The following is a 1009-nucleotide window of genomic DNA, read 5'->3' on the forward strand; positions in this document are numbered from 1 at the left end:
GGAACTCACCACAGAAATTCCAGAGGAGACGGCATGAGCACCATGATGAAGGCAATGCGGTTCGTCGGCGATCTGGACGACGACTTCTACAAGGACGAGCGTCAGCGCGACGTCTGGAACGAAGCCTCGGCGGTGGGACTCCAGAGTGTCTTCTGGGCAATATTCGTCAGCTCGGCGATTCTGCCCTGGGTCGCCGGCCGAACAGGGGCGTGGATCTCGCTCGCGCTGCTGATCGTTGCGTTGTTCGGCTCGTTGATCACGATCATCTATGCGAAGCGCCGCGACGTCGATGTCTACGTATTGTCCACCTACGGCCGCCCTCGCGTGGTGATCAGCATGGCGCTGTACCTCGTGGCCGCTGTCGGAATCATGGCCCGTCTCGAATTCGATTCGTACGAAGAATCGTCAACCTGGGTCGGCGCGCTGGTAGGCGCCATCATCGGCGGTGGCGTCGCAATCGCAATCGTCAAACTTCACCAGCAGCGCGCCAAGCGACGCGAAGCGGCCGAAGAACTTCTCTGAATTCCGGAAGTCTGCCCAGCACAACGGAATCCATAGAGTTGGTAAAATCGTGCCAGGTCAACCGATCGCGAGTAACGTCGAAACGGTGAGCACTCGCCTCGGATACCAGATGCCCAACTTCAGCTACGGCGGTCCGGTCAAGGACCTCTTCCCCACCGTCATAGCGCAGGCCCGCGAAGCCGAAGCCGCAGGCTTCGACACTGCATTCGTGATGGATCACTTCTACCAACTCCCCGGAATCGGAGCGCCGGACGCCCCGATGCTCGAGGCCTACTCGGCGCTCTCCGCGCTGGCGACGGCCACCGAGACCATCCAGTTGTCTGCACTGGTCACGGGAAACACCTACCGCAATCCGCCCATGCTCGCCAAGACCGTCACCACCCTCGACGTGGGCCAGGCCTCGGTGAGTTGGTCGTCCGGGGAGTCGTCGGTGAGCTGGTCGAGGGTGGTGTCGTAGTAGTCGGCGGCTGCCCGGCGGCCCTGCCAC

At 61.9% G+C, this 1009-nt stretch carries 2 protein-coding genes; both read left to right on the plus strand.

Annotated elements, in window-relative coordinates:
• The first annotated feature begins 33 nt into the window (after window positions 1–33).
• Window positions 34–522, plus strand: coding sequence for a hypothetical protein (locus ABT116_RS50575; RefSeq protein WP_235171410.1), 489 nt, complete (start codon window positions 34–36; stop codon window positions 520–522).
• An 85-nt stretch (window positions 523–607) separates the two neighbouring features.
• Window positions 608–979 carry an LLM class flavin-dependent oxidoreductase gene (locus ABT116_RS50580; protein ID WP_351648656.1) on the plus strand — a complete coding sequence of 124 codons (372 nt, stop codon included), beginning with the start codon at window positions 608–610 and terminating at the stop codon, window positions 977–979.
• Window positions 980–1009: the final 30 nt, after the last annotated feature.

The organism is Streptomyces sp. NPDC002130, assembly GCF_040296465.1.
Lineage (GTDB): Bacteria > Actinomycetota > Actinomycetes > Streptomycetales > Streptomycetaceae > Streptomyces.

What these genes read in the sequence shown, in the direction of transcription:
- ABT116_RS50575 (WP_235171410.1), top strand. Translation starts at nt 34, where the DNA reads ATGAGCACCATGATGAAGGCAATGCGGTTCGTCGGCGATCTGGACGAC.